Source organism: Candidatus Brocadiaceae bacterium (assembly GCA_012728835.1).
Taxonomy (GTDB): domain Bacteria; phylum Planctomycetota; class Brocadiia; order SM23-32; family SM23-32; genus JAAYEJ01.
Genome location: JAAYEJ010000067.1, coordinates 98357 through 112518, shown reverse-complemented (window position 1 = coordinate 112518; position 14162 = coordinate 98357). Strand labels below are relative to the sequence as shown.

Below are 14162 nucleotides of genomic sequence, written 5' to 3'. Positions count from 1 at the left end.
GGCCGCGGCGAAGAGGAAGAGGAATGCCGATACGGTCCGTACGGAAGCCGACGTGCGTCCCCGATGCGTGCCTGCCATGGCCGCCTCCCCGAGAGCAAGAGGGCCGATCACCGACACATGGCACGGCACTCCGCGGGGCAGAGGCGGCTGTTCTGCCGCCGCCGGCCCGCCGGGCTGCCGCACCCCATGCCGAAGTCCGCCACCCCGGCCCCTCCGCCCCGGGGGCACACTTCATGTCGATGTACTATAGCCCATGGGGCGGGAGGCGGCAATTGGCTATTTATTCAATCTCGTGTAAATATTTATTTACAAAACATCTGCATAGGGGACGGCACACGCGAGGACGGCCGGTGCGCCGACGCGCGGAACGGCGTGATCCTTCGCGCCGCCGGAGCGGCGCTCAGGACGACATGCGGGGGGGGACGCCGGCGGGGCACGCGGCGGGGCGGGACGCCCGGGGCTGCCGATTGAGGACGCCCGGCGTCAGGGGGCGAGGCGGGCGAGTTTGCGGGCGCCTTCGGCGGCCAGGTCGGCTCGGCCGGCGGCCTGGGCGGCGTCCCGAACGGCGCGCCAGGGCTCGGCGTGCCATGCCTCCAGGTCCACGGCTCGTCGGGCCGCCGACAGTGCCTCGTCGGGGCGCCCGGCCCGCACAAGGGTCTGTGCGCGGAACGCCCATGCCGTCCAGACTTCGGGGTCGCGCGCCAGCACGGCGTCCAGTTCGGCCAGCACCATCTCGGGGTCGGCGTCCTGGCGTTGTTCCGGGGACAGGGCGGGGTTCGTGAGCGGGAACGTGCGCAGTCCGTCGGCGGGGGCCGCCGCCAGATCGTCGCGAAGGGCGATCACCGCGATGTCGTCCCAGTAGACGCACCGCCAGCGGTCGTCGGCGAACAGGTGGCGGCAGTCGCGCTTCCTGTAGTTGACGATCAGCATCTGGACGTCGTGCGACCGGAGGACCTGCGGCCAGCCTTCGGCGCCGTCCTCGATCTGGAGGGTCTGGCCGATGATGCGGTCGCCGTAGAGGAGGCAACGGCCGTCGACGAAGACCTTCATCTGCGGCCAGTGCCGCCAGATGAGGTAGCCGCCCCAGTCATAGGTGTTGTAGGGGCGCAGGTACAGGCGGTGCTCCTCGATGAAGTCGCAGGCCTTGATGGGCACCCGGTAGCGGGATGGTTGCAGGTGCGCGGCGTCGCTGCTCAGGAACGGTCCGGCGCCGAGCAGGACGGCCAGGACGAGGCCCGCATAGGCGTACAGCGGCCGGGCGGCCGGGGGCTGGCCGGGCGGGCCTTCGCCGCGCCGTGTCGCGTCAAGGTGCCAGCCGAGGATGGGCGGCGCCAGCAGCAGCACCCAGGCCATGTGGCGTACGGCCTGGGCGGACAGCGCCGCGAAGCCGGCCAGCAGCAGGGCGTCGGTGACGAACTGCCCCGCCTCCGCGCGCAGCCGGCCCGTCCGGGCGCCGATCACCGCCGACCGCGCCATCAGAACGAGCCCGAGCGCCAGAACCGCCCAGAAGATGGTGTAGGGCGCGCTAAGCGGCACGGGCTGCCATTCCTGGACGCGCCTGAGCAGCAGGACTTGCCGCGTCAGCCGGAACGGATACAGGAGGGTGCCGGTGAAGTTCGGGGTGGCCAGGCAGACGATCAGGCTCAGCACTCCGGCGGCCAGGAGTGCCCGGAACCGCGCACCCTCCGGCCCCTTCAGGAGCGCGGCGGCGCATGGCGGGCGGTTCGGCCGCACGGCGAGCGCCACCAGTGCGCCCGCACCGTATGCGCCGATGGCGAGCAGGCCGGCCGCGAAGCCCGCGTGCAGGTTCACCCACAGCAGCATCAGCACCGGCAGCAGGAGCAGGCGCCCGGCGCGTCCCCACAGGAATGCCGCCACGCCGGGGCGCGCGCCCGCCTCTCCCTGCCTGTCGCGCGAGGCCGTCGGCTGCAGGATCACCACGAACAGGATGAACAGGACGAACGAGAACAGGAACGGCCGGGCCAGGGCGCGCACGCGCATCTGCAGGCAGGCGGTCAGGACGAACACCGTGGCCGCCCCGGCCCCGACGCCCCGCCGTCGCGCGGCGATCCACGAGACTCCCAGGGCCGCCGCCAGCATCAGAGACCGGAAGATGACGATGCCCGGCGCGCCGCCGCTGCGCCACACGAGCGAGAGGATGACCCCGCTAAGCCAGGAGTGGTAGGTCCAGGGCCGGCCGGCGGCCGTGAACGAGAACGGATCCGTCTGCGGCACCACGCCGGACTCCAGGATCATGGCGCCCGCCTTCAGGTGCCACCACAGGTCGTACGCCCTGATCGGGCCGACGTAGGCGAACGCCGCTGCGGCGACCGTGACGGCAAACAGGAACCGCGCGTCCTCCGCCACCCTGCGCACCGGCCCTGGACTCATATGGTGACCTCCTTGCCGGCTGTCGGCTGCGACGGGTGCACCGTGGCGCCCTCAGGGCGGCGAAGACGGCTCCGCGGGCGCGAACGACTCGGTCCGCCCGGAGGCATGGCCGCGCACGGACACCCGGCCGCCCTGGACGCGCACGATGATAGCGCCTTCCCGCCCCGTGATCCAAAGCGAAGTGCCGCGCTCGGCCAGGTGCGCGGCCGCGCGGGGGTCGCAGTCGGCGGGCCGCCCGCTGACGACGGCCACACGCGGCCTCACGGCCGCGACGAACGCCTCGAGCCCGGGGTGGAAGTGCGCATGGTGTGGCATCAGCAGCACGTCGGCGCGCAGTTCGGGCGCGCAGTCGCTCACAAGCCGGTGCATCGCGCGTTCCTGCACGTCGCCCGTCAGCAGGATGCGTGCGCCCCCGTAGTCGCAGCGGACCACCAGCGAACCGTCGTTGTCGGACAGGCCCGGCGTGGTCGCGAAGACGAGACTGGGGTGCAGCACGCGGCAGCAGAGGCCGCCTCCGGAGATGTGGGCGCCCTGGCGCAGGGGCCGCCACTCGAAGCCCAGGTCGCGGAGCGTCTCCCGGACGCGGTCGGCCGGCGGGTCGGGCAGGGCGTCCTCCGGCACCATGATCCGACGGATGGCGAACCGTTCGGCCAGGAACGGCACGAAGCTGCAGTGATCGCTATCCAGGTGCGAGAGCACGACGGCGTCCAGCCGCCTCACACGCCGGTGCCAGAGCAGCTCGGCCACGGCCGTTCGGGCGCTCCAGCGCCGGGAGCCGGCGTCGAGCAGCAGCGTCTGCCCGGCCGGCACCTCCATCAGGGCCGCCTGCCCCATTCCGACGTCGGCGATGGTCAGGCGGAAGTGCCTGCCGAGCCGGACGGCGACGTCGTTGCCCACATAAGTCATCCCCAATAGAGCGGTTGCGATGATGAACACCGTGCGCCCCCGGCGCTGTCGGCCGCCCAGCACCCAGAGGGCCATGGCGGCGTAGCACAACGCCACCCACCATGCCGGCGGCCCGGCCAGGCAGGCGGCGGCGCCCGGCAGCCGTACGACCGCCCGGAGCAGGCCGTGCGCGGCGTCGGCGAAGAACGCGGCCACGGCAGCCGTGAGCCCCGCCGCCGGGCCTCCCAGCAGCATGCCGGCCGCCAGCGGAAGGCACGAGATGAGGACCGCGAGCACCAGGGGCCACATCAGCAGGTTCACCAGCGGCCCCCAGACCGACAGCATGTGGAAGTGGTAGACGCGCAGCGGGGCCGTGACCGCCCAGACCACGCACGAGAGCAGCAGGTAGGCCTTTGAGACCCGCCACAGGTCGCCCCACACGCTCCGCTCGGCCGGATGCTGCAGGTCGTCCACCAGGTCCTGCCAGGGCCAGAGCAGGCCGCTCAGCCGCGGGTAGACGCAGATGAGCGCCCACACGGCCACGAACGTGAGCTGGAAGCCGACGCTGAAGAGCTGCGGAGGCCAGACCACCAGGATCACCACGGCCGCCGCGCACAGCGCCGAGAGGGAATCCCACTGCCGCCCGACCAGCGGGGCCGCCAGCATGAGCGTGAGCATCAGCGCCGCCCGCGTCGCCGAGACCTGCGCCCCCGTGAGCAGCACGTAGCCCCAGATGAGCACGATGCAGACGGACGAACGCCATCCCACCCGCAGGCCGGTCAGCGCCAGCACGGATTGCCAGAAGAGGCAGAACAGCCCGACGTGCAGCCCGCTGATGGCCAGGAAATGCAGGGTGCCGGACTCCTTGAGCAGGGCGTCCTGTTCGGCCGTCAGTTCGTTGCGCCGGCCCAGGAGCAGGGCGCCGATCAGGCCGTATGCCTCGGGCGAACGTTCGGCGAGCAGCGCAGCCAGCCGCTCGTCCAGGAACGCACGCGCCCGCCCCGCCGCAACTGCCGGCCGGTGCAGGCGGCCCGCCTGCAGGACCCGGAAGGCCTCCGGCCCGTGCACGGACGCGGTGGCATGGCTGCCCTGGCGGTCGTAGACGAGCGCGCGGTCGCGCTCGCCGGGGTTCGTGGGCGGGCGGTTGCCCTGCAGACTCGTGCGGAACTCCACCCGGTCGCCCGCCCGCACGGGCGGCCGTTCGCCGTCGCTGAAGACCGTCACGCCGCCGCTTGCCCGGCGCCACACGCGGCCGTCGGCCGAGAGGCCTTCCAGCGCCACCCGGGTGGACCAGTAGGGGGCGGCCCCGGTCCCCGTCCGGCCGACGTGGCGCAGCGGGGCATCGCGGACCCGCCCGCGCACGCAATACAGCGCCGCGCCGTCGAGTTGCCGTTCGGTCAGGTGCTCCGGCCCTCGATGCCGGAAGCGCGCCTCGTGCCAGAACCCTCCGAAGGCGGCCGTCAGGACGACGGCCAGGACCCAGCAGCCCGGGCCCCCGAGCCCGCCCCGCACGCCCCACCACGCGAGCGCCGCCACGGGCGCCAGCACCGCAAGCCAGGCCCACCCCGGCGGCTGCAGCCGGGCATCCAGGGCGATCCCGGACGCCAGGCCCACCAGCACGGGCACCAGCGGGCGATGCCGCGGAGGTCGTTCCGACTGCGCCCGGGGCGCGTCCTGCCCGTCCTGCTCCATGCGTCGTCCCTCGCCGATTGCACCCCCCTCTGCGACTCCGTTAGGATAGTGCAGCGACCTGTCCGGCTGCAATGTGGCAGAGGAATGTGTTCCGGGGGACCCATGGCGGCTGCGTCCGAACCGTTTCGCCTCGGCTACGTTCTGGAGCGCTACCCGAACGCCAGCGAGACGTTCATCGCCGCCGAGATGCGGGCCGTGGCGGCCTGCGGCGCCGAGGTGACGGCCTTCGTCCTGAGCCGGGGCCCGGACGGCGTCGACGCAGGCGTGCGCACGGCGCGGGCGGACCAGGCCGGGGCGGCCGACGCGGCGGACGCGCTCGGCGCCGTGCGCCTTGCGTGCGGCTTCGGGCTCGGCGCTCCGCGCGCGCTGGCGGGCTTGCTGCGCAGGCGGCGCGTGCTCGGGTTCTTCGTGCGGCGCGCGCGCGAGCTGCACGTCGAGCACCTGCACGCGCACTTCGCCGGCCTGCCCACGCTCATGGCGCTGGCGATGGCGGGCGAGCTGCCGGAGGTCTCCGTGAGCTTCGCCGCGCACGCGCGCGACCTGTACGTGCGCCCGAAGACGATCGCCCGGAAGGGGCGGGGCGCTCGAGTCTGCATCGCCTGCACCGAGGCCGGCGCGGGGCGGCTGCGCGCGCTCCTGCGGCCGGCGGACAGGCCCAAGGTCGTGCGCATCTACCACGGCACCGACCTGGCGCGCTTCGCCTACCGCCCGCGCCCGCAGCCCGGGCGCCCGGCGCGCATCCTGGCGGTGGGCCGCATGGTGCCGAAGAAGGGCTTCGACGTGCTTCTGCACGCCCTGCGGCGGCTGCGCACGCGGTGCGCGGTGCTGTGCGAGATCGCCGGGGACGGCCCCCTGCGCGCGGCCCTGGAGGCGCTCGCGCGGCGACTGGACCTCGGCGACTGCGTCTCGTTCGCCGGCTGGCTGCCCCACGCGGACATGCCCGAGCGCTACCACGGCGCCGACCTGCTGGCCGTGCCCTCCGTGCGTGCGCGCGACGGCGACGTGGACGGCCTGCCGAACGTGGCGGTCGAGGCGCTCGCCTGCGGGACCCCCGTGGTCGCCGGCGCCGTCGGCGGGCTTCCGGAGGCGATCCGGGCGGACCAGACGGGCCTGCTCTGCCCGCCGGGCGACCCCGACGCCCTGGCGGACGCGATCGAGCGCATGCTGACCGACGCGCGCCTGCGTGCACGGGTGACGGCCGCCGGCCGCCGGCTGGCCGAGGAGCAGTTCGACCTGCACGTCAACGCCCGCACCGTGCACGACGTCCTCCGTCGGGCTGCCACCTGACGGGCGCCGACCCGGCGTTCACGGCTCGCGGACGTAGGCGCCCAGGACCTCGGCAAAGTAGATGGTGTGCTGCGCGTGCACGGGCGCCCGGCGGTGTTCGGGCGTCAGGATCATGTGCGGCGGGCGCTGGGGGTGGTAGATGCGGCATTCGACGTGGATGGGGCATTCGGCGATCGACGGCGGCCGGACGTGCGCCGACGGCACCGGCGTGAGGCCCGTCTCCCGAAACTTGTCGCAGTCCCGCCCCGAGGCGCTGCCGCAGAACGAGACAGCCTCCGCCAGCTCCGGCGTGGGCACGCAGAGGGCGAACTCCGGCACATCGGCCAGCAGCTTGAACGTGTGACAGGCGGGCCGCACGGCCACGACGACGACGCAGCGGTCGTGGTAGTACGAGCCGAACAGCCCCCATCCGAGCGTCATGACGTTCGGCCGGCCGTCGCCTCCGCACGAGGTCAGCAGCACGCCCATCCCGCCGCCCCGGCAGTACATCTGCTCATGCAGCGGCCCGATCACCTGCCCGAACTCCACCTCTCGTCGCACCATGCCCGGCTCCTCTCCCATCCGCACGGGCCCCCCGGCGGCGATGGCGGGGGCGCCGGTGGACCGTCACCGGCCCACGGCCCCCAGCAGGTAGTCCAGGACCTCGGCGATGACGCTGGTCGTGAAGGCCAGCTCTTCCGGCGTCATCAGGTCCATCCGGTCCTCGATGCAGTGGATGGGCACCTTGCCGTAGTCGTTCACGAACCAGAGCGCCGGCACGCCGATGACGTCGAAGGCCGTGTGGGGCGGCTCGTCGTCCGGGCGTACGTCCACCTGGTAGCGCGGGAAGCGCGACAGCACCTCCAGCACGCCGTCCTTGAGCGCGCCCTTCCAGGCCATGACGCGCACCTTCGGCGGCAGCTCCGCCGTGCCGATGCAGTCCGGCTCGATGATGGCCACCGTCCGGCTGACCTCCTCCGGGTGGCGCCGGACGTATTCGACGGCGCCCAGGTTGCAGGCGCCCCCGTGCCGGCCGTACTCCTCGCCGCCGTAGACGATGAAGTTCATGCCGACGCCGCGCCGGTCAGCCTTCGAGAACAGCTCGCACAGCTCCAGCACGGCCGCCGTGCCCGAGGCATTGTCGACCGCCGAAGGGCAGAGGGCCGCCGTGTCGTAATGGGCGGGGATGCAGAGGCTCCCCCGCCCGTCGCCCGGGAAGCGGGCGATCACGTTGTGGCCGGTCGACCGGTAACGGCGCGCCCGGATGCGCAGGCGCAGCCGCGCGCCGGCGTTGGCGAGCAGCTTCGGGCCGGCCGAGAGCGGCACGGCCGCCGACGGCACGCGCGCGTAGGGGTCGCGGATCATCTTGGTCGGCACCGGCTCGGTGGCGCTCACGAGCACGACGGCGGCCGGCCGGCGGTCCTCGGCGGACAGGAGGTTGCGGTTGCGGTCGGCGGCCATGGCCGTGGCCAGCTTGCCGTGCAGGACCAGGACCTTGCCCTCGAGGTCCGGGGCGAGTTCCAGCTCCTCGAACGTGGCGACGGGCGCCAGTTCGGCCTCGACGTCGCAGGACTCGCTGAACGTCTGGGCCACGGCGGTGATCGACTCCTCGCCCGCGTCGGTCTGCAGCGTCAGCTCGGTCGACTCGTGCTCCCAGCACGGGGTCGGCCAGTCCTGCACCTCCACCCGGGCGCCGCAGCGCTCGAAATGCTCGACGGCGTACCGGACCGTCTTTTCGTCGTTCGGGGTGCCGCTGAGGCGCGCGCCAATCTCCTCGCAGAGCACGCGCTCATGGTTCCACAGGCGTTCCTGATTCACCGCAGGCCGTTTGGCCGCCATCATCCGCTCCTTCCTCTGGCCTGAGGCCGGACGGGGCCCGTCGCCGTCACAGCCTTCGGTAGTAGACCATCTTGGGGTCTTGCACGTCGAACCCCGCCTTCTCATACGCGCGCCGGGCGGGCGCGTGCCCCGCATCGCCCCCCGTGCGGACCACCACGAAGCGCATCCCGCGTTCCCGCAGGCGTTCGAACACGTATTCGTACATCCGGCCGCCGAGGCCGCGCCCGCGCACATCGGCATGCACGGCGTTGTTGCTGAGTTCGCCGATCCCGGTCGCGTCATCGGTCCAGTAGGTGGCGAAGCCGACCGCGCGGCCGTCGATCTCGGCCACACAGACGCCGGCGCGGCTGCCCGGCGCGCAAGCGGCGCGCACCTGGCGAGCCTTCCGCTCCTGCCAGCCGCTGTGGAGGATGCCGAAGAGTTCCTCGCCCATGAACCGGAGGCGTTCGGCATTAATGGGCGCCCAGGCGGCAACGGCGATCTCCACAAGCGTCTCCACGTCGTCCGGGCGAACATCCCTGATGAGAACGTCTTCGGCCATGGTCTCCGGTCCGTTGGCGGGCGGAAATCCCCCCTCGGCCGGCACGCGCGGGCCGAACGGCGCCATCTCGATGCATGGTAGCCGCCGGCATCGGCCGATTCAACGCCCGGCAGACCGGCCTCCCACCGGTACCCCGACGCGTTCCGCCGGCCCGGTGCTCATCTCCAATCCCATGAAGACCGACCTGATCGCCAAAGGCCACGTCAAGACCGACAAGGTGGATGCCGGCGCGCGGGAAGCGAAAGCGCTGGCGAGGGCGTGGAAGGACGACTACAATCTGAGGCGGCCGCACAGCGCGCTGGGGTATCGGACCCCGGCGGAGCATGCTGCGGCGACGGCGTGGGCTGCTTCGGGGCTCGGTTCCCTCGCCCCTTCGCACCCCACGCCTTTGGCAGACGAAACTCTCATAGCACTTGGCGCATAGAATGGGGGCACTTCACTGCCTGGGAAACCTGCCTGAGCCACGATTGGTGCACAGATTCTTGTGAGGAGCCGTAAAGCCCTTGCGAGGGCGATGCAACGCTTGACCCCGAGCCGATAAATGCTATGCTATCAGACCTTGTCCTATAGATAGGTCGTGACCATGAAAGGTCATCGAATGAAACTCATGCGATGGGCGGCTCTCGTGGCACTTCTGGGCGCTGGGTGTCCAACCACCCCCAGCTACACCTCCAAATCGTCTCTGGTTGATCCTCTTCGCCCCTACGTGCAGCAAGTTGCCGCCTCGCTGGGGGAAGTGCCAGCCGAGAGGAAGGTCATGCTGGACCAGATCGCCGCGACGGCATGCGACCTTCTGGCGAAGGGGAAGGACGCCAACATGACGTTCATCTGCACGCACAACTCGCGTCGCAGCCACATGTCGCAGATCTGGGCCCAGACCGCCGCATGCTATTACGGCCTCGACCGGGTGCATGCCTTCTCCGGGGGCACCGAAGCGACCGCCTGCAACTGCCGGACAGTTGCCGCGATGCGCAGGGCGGGGTTCTCCATCGTGAAGACCACGGAAGGCGGGAACCCCGTCTATCTGGTGCAGTATTCCGATGACCATGCTCCAGTACGCGCCTACTCGAAACTCTACAACGCCGACGGGAACCCGACCGAGGGCTTCATCGCGCTGATGACGTGCAGCCAGGCCGACAAGACGTGCCCGGTGGTCCAGGGGGCCATCGCCCGCTACGCGATCCACTACGTCGACCCGAAGCTGTGTGACGACACGCCGGACGAGCCCGTCGCCTACAACGAGCGATGCCAGGAGATAGCTCGGGAGATGTTCTACATCATGGAGCGCGTGCGAGCGCGCATGGACGCGAATGCCGCGAAACCGTGAGACGCCTGACACGGCAGACGGGCTTCAACGAAGGGTGAACCATGAGCGAAATGGTCAACTGTCCGTGTACCGGTGCGACGCTGAACAAGCTCGTGCAACCGGCGATCCTAACGACGCTGGTTCGGGAGCCTTTGTACGGCTACCGCATAGCGGAGGAACTTGCGGAGATGCCGGTTGTCAAGGGCGGCAAACTGGACACGACGGGGTTGTACAGGACGCTCAAGACGATGGAGCGGCGGGGCCTCGTCACCGGCGAATGGGAACCGTCGGAGGTCGGGCCAGATCGGCGGCTGTACCGGCTGACGCAGTCCGGACGGGATTGCCTCCGACGTTGGGTCAAGACGCTCGACGAGTATTGCGGTGCGGTGGGCGCGTTGCTGGCGAGCGCCAGAACCGCGTGCGGGCACACGCGGCACCCTCGCGGAAAGAACGAAAGATGAACTTCGCCGGAAAGGTCGCGATTCTGCCATGCACCGGAATCGGCCAAGTGGTCGGAACGATCGCACGGCATGCCGCGTATCGCGTGTGTGAGGACATGCGTCCCGATGACACCGTCTTGTTGTGCCTACCGGCGCTCGTGCGAGGCGTTCAGGAGGACATCGAGATGATCCGTCAATGTCCTGTGGTGCTCATCGAAGGCTGCAAGGAACGCTGTGCCGCGCACGCGTTATCAACGCAGGGCGGCAGTCCGTTGGCAACGGTGTTCGTGCCGGACGTGATGAAAGGCAGGGGCATAAGGATTGCAGGGGAGTCCCGCAGGGCACTTCAAGAACCGGAACTGGCCGTGGTTGAACTTGTCGCCCAAGCGGTTGTGGCGCACGTTGACCGGCTATGCTTCAGGAGCAAGACTGGAGACGACAAGTGAGACTACCGACACTTCTTCAGGGGATACTCGACAGGGCTATCGAAGGGCGGGCTCCCCGGAAAGAGGAATGCGTGCATCTGCTGAAGGTGCCCGAGGATTCCCTGGAGGCATCAGCCATCAAAGCCGTTGCCGATATCGTTGCCCGCCGACGGTTCCGCAACACGGGGATTCTCCTGGGCCAGATCGGTATCGAGACGTCCCCGTGTCCCGGCAACTGCGGATTTTGCGTCTTCGGAAAGGGACACACGACTCTGCCGACGAGCCGCCTGTCGCTGGACGAGATTCGGGATCGGGCGCACGGCTTCGCGGATGGCGGCGATCTCTACGCATTGTTCCTGATGACGATGCACGAGTTCGATCTGGACTGGCTGGTCGAGGCCGTCACGGCCGTCCGCCAGGAGATGCCTTCCCACACACAGATTGTCGTGAACATCGGCGACTTCGATCTGTCGGCAGCGAAGCGGCTCAAGGATGCAGGCGTGAATGGTGCCTACCATGTATGCCGCCTCCGTGAGGGAACGGACACATCGCTCCTCCCTGATGCCCGCAAGGCAACCTTCAAGGTCATCAAGGATGCGGGGATGGACTTCTACTACTGCTGCGAACCTGTCGGACCCGAACACAGCGCCGAGGAGATGGTCGACCAGATGTTCATGGGGATCGACTACGGCTGTTTTCAGCATGCGGCCATGCGCCGCGTCTACATCCCCGGCGCACCCCTGGCACACCACGGGCAGATCACGGAACGCCGACTCGCTCAGGTCGTCGCCGTCGTGACGTTGGCGACGCTGGGTTGTTCCGAAACGCAAAGCATCGCGGTCCACGAACCCAACCTCCTCGGTCTGGCGGCCGGGGCGAATACGGTCTATGCGGAGACGGGCGCGAATCCCCGCGACGTGAAACGTGACACGGCGGGCAATCGGGGCGCGGACATGGCAGCCTGCCGAAAGATGCTCTATGAGTCCGGCTTCGCGTCACTTCGCCGTGGCGATGGTGTGGGGATTGGCCTCGATGTTGGCTACCTGCAAGAGAAACCCTAATCAGAGGAAGCCGTGACCGGCTCGACCTTCTGATCGGCCGCCAGGCCCTTCCACAGTCGCCGCTGTTTGCGCCATTCGAGTTCGGCGGCGATGGGGCGGACGTGGCGCTCGCGGATCGCGTCGCGGCCCTTCACGGTCGGCGGCAGGAACAGGAGCGCCTCCTGAATCTCCGGGGCGAGCTGCAGGAGGTTCATGATCTGGGTGACGCGGGCGCGGGATCACGGCGAGCCGGAAGCCGATCAGCGAGTACGCCCGCAAGCGCCACGACGGCATCGGCCACCACTGGTGGGTGCGGTCGGTGAGGGGCCGCCGGGGGCTCGGCCACGTCGAGGTCGATGACAGCTACTGGAGGTCCTTCGTGCACGCGCCGGGAGGCAGGAAGGCAATGGCGCGAACGCATAGGGACGGTGCGTGCCACCCGCGCTCAGCAGAGCCGATTCGTGTATGAGTTCCTTCACCACGCCCTCCAGGCCCACTTCACCAGCCAGCCCGCGCCGTCCCTCCTGCCGGCTTGACCGAAAAACCGTGAACGGTTACCTCCGTCTGAACCGGAACAAACAAGGCCTATGCGAATGGTCATGGAAGAAGACCGGTCCCGAGACAGGCTCCTCATCCTTTCCGGCTCCGCATCATGCGGTTGACGCCTCCGGCAAGGATAACGATCCCCCCGACAGCCGCGATAACCCAAGTCAGAGGCCACTTCCCTTGGGTCTCATCCGGTTCACGGCTGTTCGTGGCCGGCTCGCTCCAAGTGACCGATCCACCGTCCCGCTCAACTGGCAGTGACACAGGTTCGCCCTCTACGAGCAGTTCCTGTGCTACGCTAATGTTCTGGCTCACCAGTGCGTCCATGTCGGGAGCCAGACGGCCAGCAGGGTGAATCACGTATTTTGTCCCCACCCGCTCATCGCTCACGAAGGTGCCTGGCGGGAACTCGACAGTGAAGGCAGAATCAGGCAGTCCCTCATTCACAGCGATCTGTCGCGCAGTGTACTTCTGTGCTCTTTTTGTTACTGGCTCGAAGCTAATGCCTTCCACGGGGTACCAGACATTGGGGGCCACCTCCTTGAGCACGATACCTCCAAGAACCCACACACAGATGCCAGTGTAACCAATCTGCTCGAAGCGCACGAGGCTACATCCCCTGTCCAGATCAATCCAGTACTTCTCAGTCACTCCCTCGGCCGAATGGCCTGGCACAGTCAGTACCGCGCAACGACGACCATCTGCCGTTTCATCCGACGTTACCGTCACGCCAGGAAGCCGGAAGACCTCCGCAAGTGTCTCGCCTTCCTCCGCCCACATGCGTGAGGTGAACAGGAACGGCATTCGCCATTGCAGTCTCAGGTTTCCGTCTGCCTCGCCTGACACAATCCCCTGGCCATAGTCCTTGTCCATGCTGCGAACATAATACGTGCTATTAATACCGTCCCAAGCGGAACGCGAGAGCGTGTCGACGCCGTCGTCTGCCTGCCAGCGCCTTTCCAGAAAGGCCTTGCTCCCCCTCTCTCCCCAAACACAGTCCACGACATTGCCCCCAGCGCCACCGCTCCCAGGACTACTTGCCAGGAACTGCATTTCCCCCGATTCCGAAGTCGCGATGCTGCCCTGTGCCCACGTGAAACTCACGCTGATGTCGTCGATCTGGCCCGCGTGCACCTCAATGCCCCTGCAGACATCCTCGACGTCTATGCGCTGCGCTCCGACAACTGCTGGGACCAGACCGCAGCACGCGAGTAGGGCCAGGACGGATCGCGCACCACGGAGTCCGCATAGCGGTTCGCTCCGACACCAGACCCTCTGCTTCTCCGCCTCGCAGTACACGGTACCCTCCAAGGTCGCGTCCCAACAGTTGGTGGAAATCCAGGCTCGGCGCGACCCGCTTGAAGCCTGAATCCAGCGGCAGTTTGCGCAACGTCTCGATACGCGTCAAGTACGGATAGGTCGATTTGCGGGAATGCCTCCTTTCCGAGACCGGCGACGGCTTCGAGGATTTCTTTGTCCATCTGGACGCCGCGCTACTTCAGCCGGTCCTGTTCCAGCGTCGCCCAGATCAGCGTCCGCGCCGCCATCGCGGACACCATCAGGAAACCGATCCATGTTGCGAGCATCTTATTCCCCTTTCCCCTTGTGGTTAGCCCATGGGACAATCCGCAGCACGGATGCGCATTATAACCCGGAGATACTCCGAAATGCGGGCGATGGAGAAGGTGACCGGAACGGGTCTGGTTCCGCCGTCAATCTGTGACATCTGTGAAATCCGTGGATCCCCTGCCGGTTGCTCCTTTTGCCTGTCTCACCGCTCGTGCGTAGGTG

13 protein-coding genes are annotated in these 14162 nt (G+C 68.8%); 6 read left to right on the top strand and 7 right to left on the bottom strand.

Annotated features, from left to right (window positions below; genetic code table 11):
• Window positions 1–483 precede the first annotated feature (483 nt).
• Both GXY85_11385 and GXY85_11380 read right to left on the bottom strand, forming a co-directional pair.
• On the bottom strand, window positions 484–2391 hold the full coding sequence (locus tag GXY85_11385; protein NLW51424.1) for a hypothetical protein: 1908 nt from the start codon (window positions 2389–2391) through the stop codon (window positions 484–486).
• Between the two features lie 51 nt (window positions 2392–2442).
• Entirely contained in the window at window positions 2443–4968 is a 2526-nt protein-coding gene (locus tag GXY85_11380) for a DNA internalization-related competence protein ComEC/Rec2 (protein NLW51423.1), read from the bottom strand.
• A 102-nt stretch (window positions 4969–5070) separates the two neighbouring features.
• Here GXY85_11380 and GXY85_11375 point away from each other — a divergent pair, with 102 nt between their 5' ends.
• Entirely contained in the window at window positions 5071–6255 is a 1185-nt protein-coding gene (locus tag GXY85_11375) for a glycosyltransferase family 4 protein (GenBank protein ID NLW51422.1), read from the top strand.
• Between the two features lie 18 nt (window positions 6256–6273).
• On the opposite strand, the gene GXY85_11370 is transcribed toward GXY85_11375, so the two are convergent.
• The 3 genes from GXY85_11370 to GXY85_11360 form a co-directional block, all read right to left on the bottom strand.
• On the bottom strand, window positions 6274–6798 hold the full coding sequence (locus GXY85_11370) for a flavin reductase family protein (GenBank protein ID NLW51421.1): 525 nt from the start codon (window positions 6796–6798) through the stop codon (window positions 6274–6276).
• A gap of 63 nt (window positions 6799–6861) precedes the next feature.
• Window positions 6862–8073: a Zn-dependent exopeptidase M28 gene (locus GXY85_11365; protein NLW51420.1), complete on the bottom strand. Its 1212-nt coding sequence runs from the start codon at window positions 8071–8073 to the stop codon at window positions 6862–6864.
• Window positions 8074–8119: 46 nt separating this feature from the next.
• Window positions 8120–8614 (bottom strand): GNAT family N-acetyltransferase, encoded by a 495-nt coding sequence (locus GXY85_11360; protein ID NLW51419.1) that lies wholly within the window; start codon window positions 8612–8614, stop codon window positions 8120–8122.
• Between the two features lie 172 nt (window positions 8615–8786).
• Between GXY85_11360 and GXY85_11355 the strand changes: the two genes are divergently transcribed.
• From GXY85_11355 to GXY85_11335, 5 genes are all read left to right on the top strand, one after another.
• Window positions 8787–9038 (top strand): transposase, encoded by a 252-nt coding sequence (locus GXY85_11355; protein NLW51418.1) that lies wholly within the window; start codon window positions 8787–8789, stop codon window positions 9036–9038.
• Window positions 9039–9296: 258 nt separating this feature from the next.
• Entirely contained in the window at window positions 9297–9941 is a 645-nt protein-coding gene (locus tag GXY85_11350) for a protein-tyrosine-phosphatase (GenBank protein ID NLW51417.1), read from the top strand.
• 41 nt (window positions 9942–9982) lie between these two features.
• Entirely contained in the window at window positions 9983–10381 is a 399-nt protein-coding gene (locus GXY85_11345) for a helix-turn-helix transcriptional regulator (GenBank protein ID NLW51416.1), read from the top strand.
• Window positions 10378–10806: a hypothetical protein gene (locus GXY85_11340; GenBank protein NLW51415.1), complete on the top strand. Its 429-nt coding sequence runs from the start codon at window positions 10378–10380 to the stop codon at window positions 10804–10806. The genes GXY85_11345 and GXY85_11340 overlap by 4 nt, the downstream gene beginning before the upstream one ends.
• Window positions 10807–10877: 71 nt before the next feature.
• Window positions 10878–11846: a hypothetical protein gene (locus tag GXY85_11335; GenBank protein NLW51414.1), complete on the top strand. Its 969-nt coding sequence runs from the start codon at window positions 10878–10880 to the stop codon at window positions 11844–11846.
• Here the strand turns inward: GXY85_11335 and GXY85_11330 are convergent.
• Complete coding sequence (locus GXY85_11330) at window positions 11843–12040, bottom strand: hypothetical protein (GenBank protein NLW51413.1); 198 nt, start codon at window positions 12038–12040, stop codon at window positions 11843–11845. The genes GXY85_11335 and GXY85_11330 overlap by 4 nt on opposite strands.
• A gap of 415 nt (window positions 12041–12455) precedes the next feature.
• Window positions 12456–13670 (bottom strand): hypothetical protein, encoded by a 1215-nt coding sequence (locus tag GXY85_11325; GenBank protein ID NLW51412.1) that lies wholly within the window; start codon window positions 13668–13670, stop codon window positions 12456–12458.
• Window positions 13671–14162 lie beyond the last annotated feature (492 nt).